Here is a 14,262-nt window from a genome sequence, read left to right as displayed (position 1 = left end):
ACTCACTGAGCCAGTCCCGCCGCTGAGCCAGTCCCGCCCACCTCCCGAGGGGAGCACCACCACCGTGAAGATCCACAAGACCGGCCGCACCAGGCGCCTCGCCCTCGGCAGCACCGTCGCGCTGACCGTCGCCGGGATGAACGCCCCGGCCGTCCTCGGCTTCGCCGGCGCCCAGTACCACCAGTACGTGATCAACCGCCCCGAGTACAAGGCGCAGTACGGCCACTGGCAGACCCTGACGCTGCCCGCCGAGTTCCGGGTCAACGCCGTCCACGCCACCCTGCTGCGCACCGGCAAGGTGCTCGTCGTGGCCGGTTCCGGCAACGACGAGAAGCAGTTCAACGCGGGCACTTTCAAGAGCCTGCTCTGGGACCCGGCGAAGAACTCCTACAAACTGATACCCACCCCCGCCGACATGTTCTGCGGAGGTCACACCTCCCTCCCGGACGGGCGGGTGTTGGTGGCCGGCGGGACCCAGCGGTACGAGAAGCTGGACGGGGCGGTGAAGAAGGCGGCCGGCGTGATGCGGGTGCGCAACGAGAGCCCGGACCGCGACCGCACCTTCCCCAAGGGCACCGTCTTCGTCGCCCCCAACGGCCGCGAGTACGCCAGCACCGTCCCGGTGACCGTGCCCGCCGCGACCAAGACCGGCGCCGGCAAGCAGACCGTCGTCACCGCGGGCGAGCAGCACGTGTTCGTCGAGGCGGTCGGCGAGGGCCCGGACTACGTGACCAACTCCCCGGCCCAGTACCGGATCAAGGGCCTGACCGGCACCGACGCCCACAACCTGTACGGGCAGAGCGAGAAGCTGACCCTGGACAAGCAGGACTACCAGGGCATCCGCTCGGCCTTCGAGTTCAACCCGGACACCGAGCTCTACGAGCAGGTCACCGACATGGCGCACGCCCGCTGGTACCCGACGCTGACCGGGCTGGGCGACGGCCGGGTGATCACCGTCTCCGGCCTGGACGACACCGGGCAGATCCTCAACGGCAACGACAACGAGGTCTACGACCCGAAGTCCAGGACCTGGGCCAAGGCCCCCGACCGCTACTTCCCGACCTACCCGTCGATCTTCCTGACCGCCAGCGGCAAGCTCTTCTACTCCGGTTCCAACGCGGGCTACGGCCCCGCCGACAAGGGCCGCGAGCCCGGCGTCTGGGACCTGTCGAACAACACCTTCCAGCCCGTCACCGGGCTGCGCGACCCGGGCCTGACCGAGACCTCCTCCTCGGTGCTGCTGCCGCCCGCGCAGGCGCAGAAGGTCATGGTGCTCGGCGGCGGCGGGGTGGGCGAGTCGCCGCTGTCCACGGCCCGCACGGACCTCGTCGACCTGTCCGCACCCAAGCCCGCCTTCACCCCGGGCCCGGACCTGCCGGCCGGCGGCACCCGCTACCTCAACAGCGTGATCCTCCCGGACGACACCGTGTTCACCACCGGCGGCTCCAGCGGCTACCGCGGCCGGGGCGACAGCGACCTGCTCAAGGCGCAGGTGTACCACCCGGATTCCAACACCTTCAGCACCGCCGCCGAGCCCACCGTCGGCCGCGACTACCACTCCGAGGCGCTGCTGCTGCCGGACGGCCGGGTCGCCGTGCTCGGCTCCAACCCGCTGTTCGCCGACAAGGCCGAGACCCAGCCGGGCGGCTTCGAACAGCGCATCGAGATCTACACCCCGCCGTACCTGTACCACGGCGACCGCCCGGAGGTGACCGCCGCGCCGGAGTCGGCGAAGCTCGGCGGCACCCTGCGGGTCGGCACCGCCCGGCCCGCCGCGGTGACCACCGCCAAGCTGATCCGGCCGAGTTCGGTGACCCACGTGACCGACGTCGAGCAGCGCTCGGTCGCCCTGGACATCACCGGGCGCACCGCCGACGGCGTCTCGCTCACCCTGCCGGGCAACCCGAACCTGCTGCCGCCCGGCTGGTACATGCTGTTCCTGACGGACGCCGCCGGCACCCCGTCGGTCGCCCGCTGGGTCCAGGTCACCGCCTGAGCCCGCCGGGTCCAGGTCACCGGCTGAGCACACAACCGCTCAGTGCGCCGCCCGCACCAGCCCGAGCGCGTACGGCAGCCAGAACTGGCCCGCCGGGGGTTCGCCGCGGCCGCACTCGCCGTCCGACTCCCCCGGGTTCTTGATCCACAGGTAGGCGTCGACCCCGGGCCGCCCGGTCTCGGTGGTCGGCGCCTCGCCGAGTGCCCGGCCGGGCGGGTTGCACCAGGAGTCGGCGCCCGCCGAGCCGTTGCCGCTGCGGCTGGTGTCGATGACGAAGTGCTTCCCGCCCAGGGCGGCGGAGAGCCGGTTGCCGTACGCCACGTTCCGGTCGGTCGGATAGAAGTTGGCCACGTTCACCGCGAAGCCGTCGGCCGCGGCGATGCCCGACTTGCGCAGCGCGGCGGCCAGGTCGTCCGGGTCCTGGGCCCAGCCCGGGTTGCCCGCGTCCAGGTAGACCCGGACGTTCGGACGCTTCTTCAACTCCTGGACGGCGAAGGCCAGCAGACCGTACCGCTCGGCGGCCAGGTCGCCCTTGACCCCGCAGCTGTCCAGGGTGTGGGCGACGGCGTCCGGCTCCACCACCACCCAGGCCTTGCGGTCGGCGAGGGCCTGGGCGACGCCGGTGATCCAGGAGCGGTAGGAGGCCGCGTCGGGGGCGCCGCCGGCCGAGTACTGGCCGCAGTCCCGGTGCGGGATGTCGTACGCGACGAAGAGGGCCGTCCGGTCCGCCTCGGTGGCCCGGCGGCTCACCTGGTCGGCGATCTCCCGGGCGCCCTGCTGGCCGAGCCACTGGGAGGACGGCTGAGCGGCGATCCGCAGCAGGGTGTCGGCCTCAGCCGACCGGCCCTGGCTGCGCAGCACGCCGACCTGCTGGGCGGCGTTGGTCTGGTCGGAGACGTAGAAGGCCTGCCCGGGAAGCTGGTTGAGGACCACCGGTCCGACCGTCGGACGGCTCGCGGGAGTCCCACTGCCACCCGGGCCACTGCCGCCCGGGCCGCCGCCATTCGAACCACCGCCGTCCGAACCGCTGCAGCCGGACACCGCCAGCACCAACCCTGCGACGACCAGCGCCGCCCCCCGGGAAGCCCTCGCGTTCCGAAACGTTCCTGCCCGCCCCACCCCGCGCACGTACCGCCCCTCCGACGCCCGAAGCCGGCCCCCGCCCCAGGACCGGTCCGGCGACCGGTCGGCACCAGCTAAGCACAACCGGCCCCGGCCTACGGCTGCCATCCGTGAACGCCAAGTGGCCGTGGACGAACGGGAATCCGACCCCGTCCGCCCACGGCCACCCTGCCGTCAGCCGAGACGTCCGCCGAGACGTCAGCCCCGCCGTCAGCCCTGCTTCAGGTCCGGCACCCGCCAGTCGATCGGCTCGCCGCCGAAGTCGTCCAGCGCCGTGTTGATCTGCGAGAACGGGCGGCTGCCGAAGAACAGCTTGGCGGACAGCGGCGACGGGTGCGCGCCCTGCACCACCACGTGCTTCTCGGTGTCGATCAGCGGCAGCTTCTTCTTGGCGTAGTTGCCCCACAGCACGAAGACCACCGGCTCCTCGCGCGCGCTCACCGCCTTGATCACCGCGTCGGTGAACTTCTCCCAGCCCTTCGCCTTGTGCGAGTTGGCCTCGTGGGCGCGGACCGTGAGCACGGCGTTGAGCAGCAGCACGCCCTGCTCGGCCCAGTGCATCAGGTAGCCGTTGTCGGGGGCGGGGATGCCGAGGTCGGCGTCCAGCTCCTTGAAGATGTTGCGCAGCGAGGGCGGCGTCTTCGTCCCGGGCAGCACCGAGAAGCTCATGCCGTGGGCCTGGCCGTTGTCGTGGTACGGGTCCTGACCGAGGACGAGCACCCGGACCTTCTCGTACGGGGTGGCCTCCAGCGCCGCGAACTCCTGGCCGCTCGGCGGGAACACCTCGTGCTCCGCGCGCTCGGCCGCCACGAAGGCCGCCAGCTCCGCGAAGTACGGCTTCTCCGTCTCGGCGCCCAGCACCTCGCGCCAGGACTCGGGCAGCTCGAGCCCGCCGCCCTCGCCGGCCTCGACCACGCCCGCCTCGACCGTGTCCGTCACGACATCTACCTCCCACACCGCGGCTGCTGCGCCGCCCGCCCTCTTACACCCCGAACGCTACACAGCCCCACCGACAACTCACTCCACGGGAGCCTCGACGACGAACGGGGCGGAGGCACCCGCCGTCCGCACCACCCGCGCCGCCCGCACCACCCGCACGTACTCCACCCCGTTGAGCACCACCAGCAGCACCGCCAGCACCACGAGCACCACCAGCGCCGGCAGCCGCACCATCGCGGGCAGCAGCCCCAGCACCACCACCGCCGCGGCGATCCGGGTCGTCGACACCCGGCGGAACATCATCCAGCGGGTGTACCCGAAGGTCAGCAGGTACAGCCCGCACCCGCCGTACAGCAGCGCCACCGACCCGGCGCCGAGCGCCCGCCACGGGTCCGCGACCGTCTCCTCGAAGCCGACCGCCACCCCGATCACCCCGGCGGCCAGCGCCAGGTGCCCGTACTGGAAGATCCGCCGGACCACGTCCCGCCGAGAGTCCGCGACCTCCACGGCGTGCCGCATCGCGTCCGCCGCGAACACGAAGTACTGCCACCACAGCCCGGCCGAGATGGTGAACGCGGCCGCCACGGCGACCAGTTCGGGCACGTCCAGCCGGGCCACCGCGGCCGACCCGCCGATCCCGACGATCGACTCGCCGATCGCCACCAGCAGGAACAGCGCGAACCGCTCGGGCATGTGCGCCGGGTGGTACGCCACGTTCGCGAGCCGCCGCCGGAACACCAGCGGCGCGGCCAGGTCGCAGAGCGCGGCCGCCGCCCACAGCGCCAGCCGCGGCCCGTCCGGCAGCAGTCCGCCGAGCAGCAGCAGCGGCCCGCTGACCAGCACGCCCGCCCCGTACGGGCCGCTCCAGACACCCGGGATGCGCACCAGCAGGAGCAGCAGCACCACCCGGGCCAACCAGTACGCGGCGCCGAGCAGCACGCCCCGGCGGCCGTACGCGCCGGGGACGGCGAGCGCCATGAACAGGCCGGTCAGCCCGACCAGCAGGATGCCGAGGCGGTCGCGCAGGTTGTCCACGTCCCGGATGTTGGCCTGCACGGTGGTGCCGACCCAGCACCAGTACACCGGCACGAACACCACCAGCGCCCGGACCAGTCCGGTGAGGTCGTGCTGGTGGTGCAGCAGCCCGGAGACCTGGGTGATCGCGAAGACGAAGACCAGGTCGAAGTAGAGCTCCGCCCAGGTGACCCGCTTCTCCCCGAGCCCCGCCGCTTCCCCCGTCGCTACCACCGCGGCCTCCCCCGCCGCTTCCCCCGCCGCACTCATCCGTGCCCTGCCTCCCCGCCCTGCGACACATCTACGAGACGAGCCCCGCCCCGGCGCTCGGCCGGAACGGGGCTCACGACTGCACCGCAGAGGCTAGACCAGCTCGACCAGGTCCGCGATCGACTTGACCACCCGGGTCGGCCGGTACGGGAAGCGCTCCACGTCGGAGGCGGAGGTCAGGCCGGTGAGCACCAGGACGGTCTCCATGCCGGCCTCCATGCCCGCGACGATGTCGGTGTCCATCCGGTCGCCGATCATCACGGCGGTCTCCGAGTGGGCGCCGGCGGTGTTCAGCGCCTCGCGCATCATCAGCGGGTTGGGCTTGCCCACGAAGTACGGGTCGACACCGGTGGCCTTGGTGATCAGGGCCGCGACCGAGCCGGTGGCCGGCAGCACGCCCTCGGTGGAGGGGCCCGTCTCGTCCGGGTTGGTGCAGATGAACCGGGCGCCCGCGTTGATCAGGCGGATCGCCTTGGTGAGCGCCTCGAAGGAGTAGGTGCGGGTCTCGCCGAGGACCACGTAGTCGGGGTTGTTGTCGGTCAGCACGTACCCGGCCTGGTAGAGCGCGGTGGTGAGACCGGCCTCGCCGATGACGTACGCGGTGCCGTTCGGACGCTGGCTCTTGAGGAACTTGGCGGTGGCCAGGGCGGAGGTCCAGATGCACTCCTCCGGCACCTCCAGGCCCATCCCGGCCAGTCGGGCGCTGAGGTCGCGCGGGGTGTAGATGGAGTTGTTGGTGAGGACCAGGAAGGGCTTGCCGGACTCCCGCAGCCTGCGCAGGAACTCCTCCGCGCCGGGGATCGGCGTGCCCTCGTGGATGAGGACACCGTCCATGTCGGTCAGCCAGGACTCGATGGGCTTGCGGTCTGCCACGTGCGTGTCTCCCGAAGTGTTGCAACGTCTTGCGTGGGGCCCTGACCCGGCACAGCCTAATCCGCGCAGGTGACCGAGGACAGGACGTCCCGCTGGGCGGAACGCCGCCGGCGCGCGGCCGGCGCCCGGCGGACGCGCGGCGGACGCGCGGCGTGGCCATCGGGCGACCATCGGGCGGGCGCGCGGCGGCCATCGGGCGACCATCGGGCGGCCACGCAGCGGCCCTCCGCCGGCCCTCCGACCACCCTCCGGTGGGAATCGGGAGCAATCGGGCGCCTCGTGATTGAGTAGGCGGCATGAACCCGCAGACCCCCCGCGCCCCGCACGACCGCCCGCTGCGCGTCGGCCTGATCGGCTACGGCCTGGCCGGCTCCGCCTTCCACGCCCCGCTCATCGCCACCACCCCCGGGCTGCGGCTGGACGCCGTGGTCACCGCCAACCCGGAGCGCCGCGAGCAGCTGCGACTGGAGCACCCCGGCGCCCGCGCGGTCGACACCCCCGAGCAGCTGCTCGCCGACCCGGACGCGCTGGACCTGGTCGTCATCGCCTCGCCCAACCGCACCCACGCCCCGCTCGCCCGCGCCGCCCTGCGGGCGGGGCTGGCCACCGTCGTGGACAAGCCGCTGGCCGGCACCGCCGCCGAGGCGCTGGAGCTGTGCCGGCTCGCCGAGGAGAAGGGCATCCTGCTCTCGGTGTTCCAGAACCGGCGCTGGGACGGCGACTTCCTCACCGCGAGCCGGCTGGTGCGCGGCGGGGCGCTCGGCCGGGTGCACCGCTTCGAGTCCCGCTTCGAGCGCTTCCGCCCCAAGCCCAAGCCGGGCTGGCGCGAGCTGGCCGATCCGGCCGAGGTCGGCGGCACCCTGTACGACCTGGGCAGTCACCTGGTCGACCAGGCGCTCACCCTGTTCGGGCCGGTCGAGACGGTGTACGCGGAGGTCGACGTGCGGCGCGACGGCGCGGTGGTGGACGACGACGCCTTCCTCGCCCTGACCCACGCCTCGGGCACCCGCTCGCACCTGTGGACCAGCGCCATCACCCCGCTGATCGGCCCCCGGCTGCGGGTGCTCGGCGACACCGCCGGCTACGTCAAGCACGGCATGGACCCGCAGGAGGCCGAGCTGCGGTCGGGCCGCCGCCCGGACGGCAGCCAGCCGTGGGGCGCCGACCTGCCCGAGCGCTACGGCACCCTGGGCACCGACGAGTCCGTGATCTCCCTGCCCACCGACCCGGGCGACTACCCCGCCTACTACGCCGGCATCGCCGCCGCCCTGGCCACTCCCGGCACCCCGCCCCCGGTCGACCCGCGCGACGCGGTGGCCACCCTCACCGTCCTGGAGGCGGCCCGCACCTCGGCGGCCACCGGAACGACGGTCCGGCTGGACTGACGGCCGGGGCTACGAGGGCTCACAGTCCGATGACCTCCACCGCCGAGCCCAGGCCACGGAAGTCCGCCACGTTGCGGGTGTACAGCGGCAGGCCGTGGGCGGAGGCGACGGCGGCGATCATCAGGTCGATCCGGCGGGGGCGGGGCTGGCGTCCGGCGGCGATGGTCAGGGTGACGAGGGTCCCGTAGCGGGCGGCGGCGGCCGCGTCGAAAGGCAGCGGGTCGAAGTCGGCCATCGCCGCGCCCAGCACCTCGAGGCGGGCGGCCCGGCTGACCGGGTCGCGGGCCATCGAGACGCCCTGCTGGAGTTCGGCGAAGGTGATCGCGGTCAGCTCCGGGACGGCGGGCAGGTCGGCGGGGTTCAGCAGGGCCAGGTCGATGTAGACGCAGGTGTCCAGCACTCCGGCGGGCCGCCGCCGGGGTGCTCTGCGGCGCTCAGCCACGCCGCCGCTCGAACGGGTCGTCGCCGTCGTCCCCCACCAGCTCCTCGGGGCCGAAGTACTCCTCGGCCTCCTTGCGCATCTCCTGGTAGTCCACCCGCGGCAGCTTCACGTGCCGCGCCACCAGTTCCTCCGCCGTGAGCCGCCGGCGCCCGGACACCGGCCGCAGCTCCGCGACCTCGACCCCGTTCCTGGTGATGTGGAAGGTCTCCCCGGCCTCCACCGCGTCCATCACCGCGGCGGAGTTGTTCCGGAACTCCCGCTGGGTAATCGTCTTCATGGATCCACGGTAGCCCCGCGTAGCCCCGGTGGCTACGGCCGTGCAAGAGCACGGGAACGCGGGAACTCGGCGGGCCGTACGATCGTCCTGCTGACGTCTGCACGTTTGAACGCGTGAACGTCTGCACGCGTGAACGTCCGGTACCGGGAAACATCGAGAGGGGGCGTGCCGTGGGTGTCGTCGCGATGCTGCTGGGCCTGCTCCGGGTGTTGACCGGGGAGTTGGTGACCGACGGCGGCGCGCTGGCGTCCGTCGCCGCCGTGGCGGCCGTGGTCCTGGTGGCCGGTGCGGTCGCCGGGGCGCTGGCCGGGGCGCGGCTGTTGGGGGCGCGGGCGCCGGCGGCGGTGCGCAGCGGGGTGCTGCGACGCCTGGCGTTCGGTACGGCGTTCCTTCCGCAGCGTGATCCGGACGCCCGGGGCAGGCGACGCCCCAGGGCGCCGGGAGCGGCCCCGGCGGCCGCGTAACCCCCTTTTCGCCGTAGGTTCTTCGCGGCCGTCCTCCGCCGATCACTCATGTCCTGAGACCCCGGAGGGCTCGCTCCACCATGTCCGTTCTGTCTGTTCTCGACCCGGCCGTCACCGTCGCCCACGCCGCGGTCGCCGCCATCGCCCACGTCCTGCCGACCGCGCTGGCGATCGTCCTGTTCGTCCTCGTCGTCCGGCTGGCGCTGCACCCGCTGGCGCGGGCGGCCGCGCGCGGGGAGAAGGCCCGCTCGACGCTCGCGCCGAAGATCGCCGAGCTGAACAAGAAGTACCGGAACCGCCCGGAGAAGCAGCGTGAGGCGCTGGCGGAGCTGTACCGGAAGGAGCAGGTCTCGCCGTTCGCGGGGTGCCTGCCGATGCTGGTGCAGATCCCGTTCTTCTCGGTGATGTACCGGCTGTTCACCACCCCGAACGACCTGCTGGACAACACCCTGTTCGGGGTCCCGCTCGGCCTGCACGTCGGAAACGCGCACGGCGCCGGGCAGTTCGCGGTGTTCGCGGTGCTGGAGGCCGGGCTGGCGGCCGTCGGGTACGTCAACTACCGCCGGGCCCGGCGGGCGGCGGCGCAGACCACCCCGCAGCCGGGGGCGGCGCTGCTGCCGTACCTGTCGTTCGCCTCGGTGCTGTTCGCGCTGCTGGTGCCGGTGGCCGCCTCGCTCTACCTGGTGACGACCAGCGTGTGGTCCGCGGCCGAGCGGGCCTGGCTGTACCGGGGTACCAACCAGGCCCCGGCGACCGCGCTGGCGCTCTGACCGCGGAGGTCGCGGAAGGAGGCCTCGGAGGAAGGCGTCGGAAGAAGGTCGCGGAAGCAGGCCTCAGAAGTGGCGCAGCAGCTCCGGGAAGGCCGTGAGCTGCAGTGTCGCCTCGTCCGGGCCGAGGTCCGTGTGCTCCAGTACCCAGGTGTGCTCGTGCGGGATGAACACGGTGCGCAGGCCGGCCCGGCGGGCGGGGGCGATGTCGGACTTGGGCGAGTTGCCGATCATCCAGGTGCGGTCCGGGTCGAGCTCGAGCTCGGCGGTGAGCTGCCGGTAGGTGTCGACGGACTTCTCGGCCACGATGTGGATGCCGCGGAAGTGGTGGTCGATGGTGGAGGCCGTCACCTTGGCCCGCTGCTCCTCCTGGTCGCCCTTGGTGAGCAGGAGGAGCTGGTGGCGGTCGGCGAGGACGGTGAGGGTGTCGGCGACGCCGGGGATCAGCTCGACCTCGCCGCGCCGGGTGAGCGGGGCGAGCAGCTCGTCGATCCGAGCCAGCTCGGCCGCGGTGGGGGTGCGGTCGTGGTTCAGCTGCCGCAGGCAGTCCGCGAGGCTCTGCCGGAAGACCGCGGCGCCGTAGCCGAGGGCGGCGGCGTTGGCGGCCTCGATCCGGTCGAGCAGGGTGCGGGTGGCGTCCCGCTCGGCCGGGGTGGCGACCCAGTCCAGGAAGCCGTCGATGACCCGCTCGAAGAGGACGTTGTTCTCCCAGAGGGTGTCGTCGGCGTCGAAGATGAGGATCTGGTCGGTGTGCATCAAGGGTCCTTACCTGGCGGGCGGTTCAGGCGAGCAGGCGGGCGGCGCGGTCGAGGGTCTCGCGGAGGTTCTCCTCGGTGGTCCGCTGCCTGGCCTCCTCGACGGTGAGCCACTCCAGTGGGGAGGCGGGGTTCTCCGGCCGGGCGTCGTCCGGGGTGCCGGTGGCCAGCAGGAAGCGCAGGTCGGCGTGCTCGTGGGCGGGTTCGACGGGCGAGGCCGGGACGGGCACCACCGCGAGGTGGACCAGGGCGGCGTCGGGCCAGGGGGTGAGGTCGGTCAGACCGGTCTCCTCCAGGCCCTCGCGCACGGCGATGTCCAGCGGCAGGGTCTCCCCCGGGTCGCCGTGACCGCCGACCTGCAGCCAGGCCTGCTGGCGGACGTGCCAGCGCAGCAGCACCCGGCGGGTGGGCGGGTGGACGATCAGCGCGGAGGCGGTGAAGTGCAGCGGGGTGCCGCGGTCCCAGGCGTCGGGGGCGTCGACCAGGGCGCGGGCCCGGGCGTGGTCGGCGGTCTCGACCGGGCCCTGCGGCCGGTGGTCGGCCAGGAGTCGGGCCAGGTCGGGGCTCTGCGGGGCGGTGCCCGTGGTCACCATGATGCTGTGCTCTCCTCGTTCCGCCCTGGGGCCGCGTCACGCCGCCCCGCCTCGGGCCGCGTCACGTCGAGGAGCGCCAACGGGCTTGCGGGGAGCGGGCGATAAGGCCCGGGGGCTCCGGTTCCGGTGAACCCGGCAACCCTAGCCCGGCGGTGCCCGGGCGGCCCACCGGTTTTCCCGGCCCGGGGGCGTACCTGCTGGTCAGGGCGCCCGCCCGGAGGCCGTAGCCTTTGGTGACCGTTTCGGGACAGGTGGAGGGATGTCGTCATGGTGGCTGCTCCGGCGCTCGCCGAGCTGCGCGAGGTGTGCCAGCCGCAGGCCAAGCTGCAGAGCCGCAACGGTGAGCACTGGGCGGGTCGGATGTACATGCGGGCGATCTCGCTGCGGACCACCCGGCAGCTGGTGCGCACCTCCGTCTCGCCGAACACCCTGACCTGGGTGATGGTGGTGTGCGGGGTCGGCGGCGGCGCGGCCCTGCTGATCCCCGGCCCGACCGGCGCGGCGCTCGCGGCGGTGCTGTTCCAGCTGTTCCTGCTGTTCGACTGCGTGGACGGCGAAGTGGCGCGCTGGAAGCGCCAGTTCAGCATGGCCGGGGTGTACGTGGACCGGCTCGGCGCCTACCTGGCGGACGCCGCGCTGATGATCGGCGCGGGCGTACGGGCGGCGCGCGGCGGCTCGGAGCTGTGGGTGTCGGCGGGCCTGGCGGCCGCCCTGGGCGTGGTGCTGCTCAAGGCCTCGACGGACCTGGTGGACGTGGCCCGCGCCCGCAGCGGGCAGCCGCCGGCGGACGAGGAGTCGACCCAGCCGCGCTCCCAGGGCATCGCGACGGCCCGCCGGTTCGCCTCGATCTTCAAGATCCACCGGGTGACGAACGGCATCGAGGCCTCGCTGGTGCTGCTGGCGGCGGCCGCGGTGGACGCCGGGCTGCACAACCTGGACGCGACCCGGTGGACGCTCGCCGGGATCACGGTGATCACCTGGGGGATGGTGGTGGCGCACCTGGCGTCGATCCTGTCCTCCTCGCGGCTGCGCTGAGGCCCGGCCGGGATCGGTCGGCGCCTGACGTCGGCCGCTACCCGTGCCGGGCCGGCTCGCTGCGAGGCTCGCCGTCGGGCTCGCTTTCGATTTCGAGATCGGAGCCGGGCCCGACCCCGGGCTCGTTGCGGGCGAGCGCGGCGAGGACGGTGTCGAGCAGCCCGGGGAAGCGCCGTTCGAGGTCGACCGTCCGCAGGGCGGAGAACCGGCGGTTGGCGTCCTCGCGCTGGCTGATCACGCCGGACTCGCGCAGCACCTTGAAGTGGTGGCTCAGGGTGGAGGGCGCGACGTCCACCGGGAAGGTGCCGCAGGCGCGTTCGGGCTCGGCCCGCAGAACGCGAACGATGGTCATCCGGGTGGGGTCGGAGAGCGCGTGCAGGACGTCGTACAGGTCGATCTCCTCGGTCGCGGGGTGTACGAGCGCCGGTCGGCGGCGGGTGCTGCGGGGCACGTTCAGACCTCCTCTGATCTGGGATGTTCGACAAACGCCGAAACGGGCTGGTACCACTGTGCCACGGCAATTTCGCCGTTCGTCGAACATCGTAGTCGAGGGGGACCGACATGCGCGCACTGGTGATGACCGCACCCGGTGGAGCCGAGAACTCCGAGATCCGGCAGATCGAGGCACCACGCCCGGGCCCCGGCCAGGTGGCGATCGACGTCGCCTGGGCCGGACTGAACTTCGTGGACGTGATGGCCCGTCGGGGCGACGGCGGGTACGACGCCGAGTGGCCGTACCTGCCGGGCAAGGAGGTCGCCGGTACGGTCCGGGAGCTCGGCGAGGGCGTCACCGGGCTGGCCGTGGGCGACCGGGTGGTCGTCGCACCGGTCGGCGGCGGGCTGGCCGAGGTCGTGGTCGCCGACGCCGTACTGACCCTGCCCGTCCCGGACGGGCTGGAGCTCAGCGCCGCCGCGGCCGCCCCGCTCGGCATCGCCACCGCCGTCCTGCTGCTGACCGACTCGGGCCGGCTGACCGCCGGGGACAACGTCCTGGTCCACTCGGCCGGCGGCGGCATCGGCAGCGCGATCGCCCAGCTCGTTCCGCTGCTCGGCGGCGGGGGCACCCTGATCGGCACGGTCGGCCGCCCGGAGAAGGCCGCGGCCGCCGTCGGCCTCGGCTACCACCACGCCTTCGCCCGCGACGAGAAGCTCGCCGACGCCGTCCGCACCGCCACCGACGGCCGGGGCGTCGACCTGGTGCTCGACCCGCTGGGCACCGCCGCGCTGGAGCTCGACCTGACGGTCGCGGCGCCCGGCGGCCGGATCGTCCTGTTCGGCAACGCGGGCGGCGGCGAGGTCGGCGACCTGCCCCCGCTCGGCCGGCTGATGGCCGGCAACCTCTCCGTCACCGGCTTCAGCCACCGCGGCATCGCCGCCACCGCCCCCGAGCGCCTCGCCCGGGCCATCCGCACCACGCTCGACCTGCAGGCGAACCGCGGCCTCACCATCCCGCTCACCGAACTGCCGGGCCTGGCGGCCGTACCGGCCGCGCACGACGCGATGCAGGAGGGGCGGGCCACCGGCAAGTACGTGGTGCGCGTGGGCGGTTGACCTGGGGCACCGGACGGTCAGACGGTGAAGACTGCCCCCGGGTCGGCGTGCTCGACCGGCCCGGCGAAGCGGGTCGCGGCGCGGGCCACCGCCGCCGCGGGGGTCAGGGCCCGGCCGACGTGGGTGACGACCAGGCGGCCCGCACCGGCCGCGGTGGCGGTCGCACCGGCCTGCTCGGCGGTGTGGTGGGCGGGGTCGTCGCCCTCCGCCTCGCACAGCAACAGGTCGCAGCCCGCGGCCAGTTCGGCGAGCGCGGCGCAGGGCGCGGTGTCGCCGGAGTAGACCAGCGAGCGGCCGCCGGCCTCCACCCGGAGCGCGAAGGCCGGCATGCCGTGCTCCACCGCCCGGCTGGCCAGCGTGAGCGAGCCGACCACGGCCCGCTGCCCGTCGGACAACTCGGTGACGGCGAAGGCGGATTCGACCGGGCTGCGCCGCGCCGAGTTGGTCAGGAAGTCCGCCAGCCGGTCGGCGGTGCCGGGCGGGCCGTAGAGCGGGATCGGCGCGGCGAGCCGGATGTCCGCGTACAGGGCGCCGTAGTAGGCGGTGAGCAGGTCGGCGCAGTGGTAGGCGTGCAGGTGCGAGATCCAGATCGCGTCCAGCTCGTCCAGCCGGGCGTACCGCTGCAGCGGCCCGAGGGTGCCGGTTCCGGCGTCCACCCACACCCGGGTGTCGGCGGCCGTCACCAGGTAGCCGGAGCAGGGGTTGTCCGCGCTCGGGTAGGGGGTGGCGCTGCCCAGGACGGTGAGCCGCAGCGGTGCGTCGGTGTCGGTGTCTGGCAT

At 73.4% G+C, this 14,262-nt stretch carries 16 protein-coding genes; 6 read left to right on the top strand and 10 right to left on the bottom strand.

All coding sequences use genetic code 11. The features are described from left to right. The first annotated feature begins 64 nt into the window (after nt 1–64). On the top strand, nt 65–1,996 hold the full coding sequence (glxA, locus tag O1G21_RS24675; protein WP_405000702.1) for a radical copper oxidase GlxA: 1,932 nt from the start codon (nt 65–67) through the stop codon (nt 1,994–1,996). A gap of 39 nt (nt 1,997–2,035) precedes the next feature. On the opposite strand, the gene O1G21_RS24670 is transcribed toward glxA, so the two are convergent. From O1G21_RS24670 to O1G21_RS24655, 4 genes are all read right to left on the bottom strand, one after another. Further along, nucleotides 2,036–2,929: a glycoside hydrolase family 6 protein gene (locus O1G21_RS24670; RefSeq protein WP_270146770.1), complete on the bottom strand. Its 894-nt coding sequence runs from the start codon at nt 2,927–2,929 to the stop codon at nt 2,036–2,038. Between the two features lie 399 nt (nt 2,930–3,328). Then, on the bottom strand, nt 3,329–4,057 hold the full coding sequence (locus tag O1G21_RS24665; protein WP_270146769.1) for a uracil-DNA glycosylase: 729 nt from the start codon (nt 4,055–4,057) through the stop codon (nt 3,329–3,331). 78 nt (nt 4,058–4,135) lie between these two features. Beyond that, entirely contained in the window at nt 4,136–5,341 is a 1,206-nt protein-coding gene (locus tag O1G21_RS24660; protein ID WP_270146768.1) for a low temperature requirement protein A, read from the bottom strand. Nucleotides 5,342–5,434: 93 nt separating this feature from the next. After that, entirely contained in the window at nt 5,435–6,214 is a 780-nt protein-coding gene (locus tag O1G21_RS24655) for an HAD-IIA family hydrolase (RefSeq protein ID WP_270146767.1), read from the bottom strand. A 296-nt stretch (nt 6,215–6,510) separates the two neighbouring features. On the opposite strand from O1G21_RS24655, the gene O1G21_RS24650 reads away from it, so the two are divergent. Next, nucleotides 6,511–7,599: a Gfo/Idh/MocA family oxidoreductase gene (locus O1G21_RS24650; protein ID WP_270146766.1), complete on the top strand. Its 1,089-nt coding sequence runs from the start codon at nt 6,511–6,513 to the stop codon at nt 7,597–7,599. Nucleotides 7,600–7,618: 19 nt separating this feature from the next. Here the strand turns inward: O1G21_RS24650 and O1G21_RS24645 are convergent, their stop codons facing one another. Next, complete coding sequence (locus O1G21_RS24645; protein WP_033355086.1) at nt 7,619–8,041, bottom strand: type II toxin-antitoxin system VapC family toxin; 423 nt, start codon at nt 8,039–8,041, stop codon at nt 7,619–7,621. Beyond that, nucleotides 8,034–8,318 (bottom strand): type II toxin-antitoxin system Phd/YefM family antitoxin, encoded by a 285-nt coding sequence (locus O1G21_RS24640; RefSeq protein ID WP_270146765.1) that lies wholly within the window; start codon nt 8,316–8,318, stop codon nt 8,034–8,036. The genes O1G21_RS24645 and O1G21_RS24640 overlap by 8 nt, the downstream gene beginning before the upstream one ends. 170 nt (nt 8,319–8,488) lie before the next feature. Here O1G21_RS24640 and O1G21_RS24635 point away from each other — a divergent pair, with 170 nt between their 5' ends. Both O1G21_RS24635 and O1G21_RS24630 read left to right on the top strand, forming a co-directional pair. Then, the gene (locus O1G21_RS24635; protein ID WP_270146764.1) at nt 8,489–8,782 is read left to right on the top strand and encodes a DUF6412 domain-containing protein; all 294 of its coding nucleotides are present in this window, start codon (nt 8,489–8,491) and stop codon (nt 8,780–8,782) included. A gap of 80 nt (nt 8,783–8,862) precedes the next feature. After that, entirely contained in the window at nt 8,863–9,552 is a 690-nt protein-coding gene (locus O1G21_RS24630) for a YidC/Oxa1 family membrane protein insertase (RefSeq protein WP_270146762.1), read from the top strand. Nucleotides 9,553–9,615: 63 nt separating this feature from the next. Here O1G21_RS24630 and O1G21_RS24625 read toward each other — a convergent pair whose 3' ends face one another. Continuing rightward, nucleotides 9,616–10,305: an HAD family hydrolase gene (locus O1G21_RS24625; RefSeq protein ID WP_270146761.1), complete on the bottom strand. Its 690-nt coding sequence runs from the start codon at nt 10,303–10,305 to the stop codon at nt 9,616–9,618. 25 nt (nt 10,306–10,330) lie between these two features. Beyond that, on the bottom strand, nt 10,331–10,897 hold the full coding sequence (locus O1G21_RS24620; RefSeq protein ID WP_270146760.1) for an NUDIX hydrolase: 567 nt from the start codon (nt 10,895–10,897) through the stop codon (nt 10,331–10,333). Between the two features lie 267 nt (nt 10,898–11,164). On the opposite strand from O1G21_RS24620, the gene O1G21_RS24615 reads away from it, so the two are divergent. Beyond that, nucleotides 11,165–11,932 (top strand): CDP-alcohol phosphatidyltransferase family protein, encoded by a 768-nt coding sequence (locus tag O1G21_RS24615; RefSeq protein WP_270146759.1) that lies wholly within the window; start codon nt 11,165–11,167, stop codon nt 11,930–11,932. Between the two features lie 37 nt (nt 11,933–11,969). Here the strand turns inward: O1G21_RS24615 and O1G21_RS24610 are convergent, their stop codons facing one another. Beyond that, complete coding sequence (locus O1G21_RS24610; RefSeq protein ID WP_270146758.1) at nt 11,970–12,383, bottom strand: ArsR/SmtB family transcription factor; 414 nt, start codon at nt 12,381–12,383, stop codon at nt 11,970–11,972. 110 nt (nt 12,384–12,493) lie between these two features. On the opposite strand from O1G21_RS24610, the gene O1G21_RS24605 reads away from it, so the two are divergent. Next, nucleotides 12,494–13,483: a quinone oxidoreductase family protein gene (locus O1G21_RS24605; protein WP_270146757.1), complete on the top strand. Its 990-nt coding sequence runs from the start codon at nt 12,494–12,496 to the stop codon at nt 13,481–13,483. Between the two features lie 17 nt (nt 13,484–13,500). On the opposite strand, the gene O1G21_RS24600 is transcribed toward O1G21_RS24605, so the two are convergent. Continuing rightward, complete coding sequence (locus tag O1G21_RS24600) at nt 13,501–14,262, bottom strand: MBL fold metallo-hydrolase (RefSeq protein WP_270146756.1); 762 nt, start codon at nt 14,260–14,262, stop codon at nt 13,501–13,503.

The sequence above is a fragment of the Kitasatospora cathayae genome (genome assembly GCF_027627435.1).
In the GTDB taxonomy this organism is placed as follows: domain Bacteria; phylum Actinomycetota; class Actinomycetes; order Streptomycetales; family Streptomycetaceae; genus Kitasatospora; species Kitasatospora cathayae.
Note: the sequence above shows the minus strand (reverse complement) of the source record. Positions and strands in the feature narration are given on the sequence as shown.

Bases quoted from the DNA above. Each gene is read 5' to 3' on its own strand.
- O1G21_RS24660 (WP_270146768.1), bottom strand. From the start codon at position 5,341: ATGAGTGCGGCGGGGGAAGCGGCGGGGGAGGCCGCGGTGGTAGCGACG.
- O1G21_RS24650 (WP_270146766.1), top strand. From the start codon at position 6,511: ATGAACCCGCAGACCCCCCGCGCCCCGCACGACCGCCCGCTGCGCGTC.
- O1G21_RS24640 (WP_270146765.1), bottom strand. From the start codon at position 8,318: ATGAAGACGATTACCCAGCGGGAGTTCCGGAACAACTCCGCCGCGGTG.
- O1G21_RS24630 (WP_270146762.1), top strand. From the start codon at position 8,863: ATGTCCGTTCTGTCTGTTCTCGACCCGGCCGTCACCGTCGCCCACGCC.
- O1G21_RS24625 (WP_270146761.1), bottom strand. From the start codon at position 10,305: ATGCACACCGACCAGATCCTCATCTTCGACGCCGACGACACCCTCTGG.
- O1G21_RS24620 (WP_270146760.1), bottom strand. From the start codon at position 10,897: ATGGTGACCACGGGCACCGCCCCGCAGAGCCCCGACCTGGCCCGACTC.
- O1G21_RS24615 (WP_270146759.1), top strand. From the start codon at position 11,165: ATGGTGGCTGCTCCGGCGCTCGCCGAGCTGCGCGAGGTGTGCCAGCCG.
- O1G21_RS24605 (WP_270146757.1), top strand. From the start codon at position 12,494: ATGCGCGCACTGGTGATGACCGCACCCGGTGGAGCCGAGAACTCCGAG.
- O1G21_RS24600 (WP_270146756.1), bottom strand. From the start codon at position 14,262: ATGCCAGACACCGACACCGACGCACCGCTGCGGCTCACCGTCCTGGGC.